We start from the raw sequence: 3,472 nt of genomic DNA on the forward strand, positions 1-3,472 counted from the left end.
CCCCCGGTCCAGGACGAGAACCTCGCGCCCCTGCGCATCCCCACCGCTCCCCAGGGTGAGGACGCGGCGCCGGACCGGATGCGCATCGGCCTGTGGGGAGCGCCGAGGTCGGGCAAGACGACCTATCTGGCCGCGCTGCCCATCGCCGCCCTGCAGTTCCAGCGGCACGGGCGGGGCAACTGGGTGATGAGCGGCATGACGCCCGAGGCCGGCACGTTCCTGAGCGACAGCGTGCACTCCCTGGCCAGCGAGCGGGTCTTCCCGCAGGCCACGGCAGACCTCACCACGATGAGCTGGGCGTTCCAGGGCGAGGAACCGGGATCGGGACTGATGCGCCGCTCCCGTGAACCCAGCTTCGTCCTGGAGACCCTGGACGCCCCGGGAGAGTCCTACCGGCCGGGCCATCCCTACCACGAACGGGTCCTCGACCAACTCGCCAAGTCCCAGGGGCTGATCTACCTCTTCGACCCGCTCGGTGACGCCGAGAAGGACAACGAGAGCCTGAAATTCTTCTACTCCACACTGAGCGAACTGAGCACCCGGGTACGGGACAGCGGCGGACAGCACCGGGGCAGACTGCCGCACCATGTGTCGGTCTGCGTCGCCAAGTTCGACCACCCGGACGTGTTCCGGCCCTCCGTGGAAGCCGGCTGGGTCACCCAGGACTCCGTCGGTTCGCAACTGCCCCGGGTCCCCGCGGAACAGAGCCAGGGCTACTTCCAGTGGCTGTGCGACGAGTTCCGCGGCGCCACGGCACGGCTCGTGCGCGACGGACTCGCGAACTTCTTCCACCCCGACCGCATCAGCTACTACGCGACGTCCGCGATCGGGTTCCGGCTGAACCCGCAGCACATCTTCGACTACCGCAACTACGCCAACGTCGACACCCTCGGCGGACAGCCCCGGATCTGCACCTCACCCGTGCCGATCAACGTCCTGGAGCCACTGACCGACATGGAACGCCGGATCCGGGGCGACCGCGCCGGACGCCGGGGGAGGCGACGGTGAGCGACGCGCCCGGCGCCGTAGAGCTCGACGCCCACTGGTCGGTCCTCGGCAAGTACGCGGGACGGCACATGGGATACCAGGTGCTGGACGGAAGCCTGCCCAAGCCCCGGGCCGAGCAGTACCTGTGGGCCGCCGCCGCCACCGGCGTCCCCGACAAACGCAACCCCGCCGACGGTCTGCCCTGGCGGGTGTTCCTGGGGGCCGTGCGCAACGACGGCAGCCCGGTCTGCGCGGCCGTCCGGACCACCTGGGACGGCAGCACGGACGGCACCGGCGCCCCCAGCTACGCCTGGCGGCTCCTCCTGCTGGACTGGGCGCGGGCCGGTGCCGCCGGACTGACCTGGTCGGCGCTCGACCGCGCGGAGGCCGGTGCACAACCGCCCGAGGGTGATCCCGTCTCGCTCACGATCTGTCCTACGCAGGCCCCCGAACTCGCCGCCACGGTCGACCGGTTGGGCTTCGAGTGGGCCGCCCGGGTCGCCGCGCTGCTGCTCGACCGGCAGCGCGTGGCCCTCACCGCGCCGGCCGGTGCCGCACTCCCCGACGGCGCGGAACGCGTGCTCATTCTCGACGCCGTCTGTTCCCTCCTGCCGTACGGCTGCCGCTCCTGGCTCAGTGCGGCGACCTGGGCCGGCGGCGGTGAGCACGACATCACGCTCGCCTTCGCGTCCGCGGCCCGCACCGGACAGGCCGAGGTGTGGCTGGGGGCGGGCAGCCCGCCCGAACCACGCGGTGACGTGGCCCGCACCTATCTCGGCGAACTGCTGCGACTGAGCGCCAAACGGCGTTCGGCCACCGAGCTGATCGACCATCTGCTGCGTGCCACGGCGCCGCTGGCGGCGCACGACTCCCGGGAGGCGCTGCGGATCCTGCGCGAGATCGACCTCCTCGACTCCGTCGTCGCGGACCTCCGTCAAGGACGCGGCGAACTCGCCGAAGTGCAGCGGGTGTTGGAGCTGTACCCGGTACAGGGTCTGAGCGAGGAGACGCTCGGGCTGATCCTGTCCTTCCTGGCCGGGCACGCGTCCCGCGCACGCGGCGGTACCGCCGAGACACTCCTGCTCCAGCACTGGAGTCCACTGACGCCGAGGCTGCTGGCCGAGGTCGTCCTGCTGGCCGGCGCGACCCAGGGGTCCTTCCAGCAGGCGGAGGACTTCCTGAGTCTGATGGACACGGTGGAGACCCGGGCTCCGGGCGCGTTCGACGCCCTGTTCACCTCCCTGGTGGAGGGGACACGGGATGACGGCTGGACCGGCAACCTGATCTACATGGCCGAGAAGCAGTTCGGCCGCTGGTCGGACCCGGCCGACGCGCTGCTCCTGCGCTCCCGTGAGGCCGGACGCGCCTGGCTGCGCATGTTCCTCAGGGACAGCACCCGCGACCCGGCCCGGCTGCGCCGACTGGTGACGCGGGCAGCGGGGGAGCCCGGTTCGGGGGCGGCAGGATGGCTGCGGTTCGCCGCGGCCCTCGTCGGCGGCGGTCCCCTCGAACAGGCCACGCCCGCGGACGCCGCCGAGTTCCTCGAAGCGGCCGACGACGCCTGGAGGACCGTGCTGCACATGGCCGCCACCGAGCGCACGCCGGAGGTCGTCGTCCTGATCTGGCCCACACTGCGACTCGTCTCCCGCGACCGGGAGAGCCGGTCGACGCTGCTGTCCGCACTCGACCGGCTCGCCCCGGCCGGAGGCGTCGGCCTCGCACCGCACCTCGCCGCGGACGTCGACCTGCTGTCCGCCGTGATCGCCGACGAGGCCGGCGGAGGCCGTGTCCCCTTGTCCCTGCCGAGCCTGCGCCGGACCTCCGACCCCGCCACCCGGGAGGCCTACGCCGCAGCGCTGATCGGACGCGTCGAACCGGACGACCGGCTGGCCGCGCTCGCGGTCGAGGCGCTCCTCGGTGAGGAACCGGACCAGGGCTCGTGGCAGGTGCTCAGCCGGCTCAGGGCGGAGCGGGCCGTCGCGACCTCCTACGTGTGCAACTCCCTCGACCGGCGGCTCACGCACGACCACCGTCGCTGGCTCGAACTCGACCTGCCCGCCGACCTGGTGACGGAACTGAGCCATCGCCCGCACCTCGGCTGGCTCCGTGCCGTGTGCGACTTCCGTGGGGCCGCACGCAAGGAGACACCGGGCTACGAGGAGATGGGCCGGGCCATCGTCGGCGGTTCCGTGGGCGGCAGGTTCTCCCTGCAACTGCTGGACGAGATCACGGATTACATGCTGGCGTCCACGCCGATGGACGCGTACTGCCTCAGGAAGGCCGTGCGCGAGGCACCGGACGGTCAGCGCCGCGACCTGTACGCGGCCATCTCCCAGACCGAAGGAGGCGAGAGGCTCCGCCCGGGCCTGGCCAACTTCAGCCACGAGGAGATGATCAGCCACCAGGAGGCCGTGGCCGCACTGGGCTACCCCTATCCGAATCCGGTGCCCGCACCGCCCGCCGCCCTGGCCCGCGACATGTCGGC

Annotated in this window: 2 protein-coding genes; both read left to right on the top strand. The window is 72.0% G+C overall.

Features of this window, described 5'->3' with window-relative positions:
* A partial coding sequence (locus AC31A1_RS48765; RefSeq protein ID WP_489659487.1) for a hypothetical protein occupies window positions 1-1,008 on the top strand: 1,008 nt, incomplete at its 5' end.
* Window positions 1,005-3,472 (top strand): hypothetical protein (locus AC31A1_RS48770; RefSeq protein WP_489659488.1); only part of this gene is annotated, 2,468 nt, incomplete at its 3' end. The genes AC31A1_RS48765 and AC31A1_RS48770, both read left to right, overlap by 4 nt.

This window comes from Streptomyces sp. P5F9 (assembly GCF_057961495.1).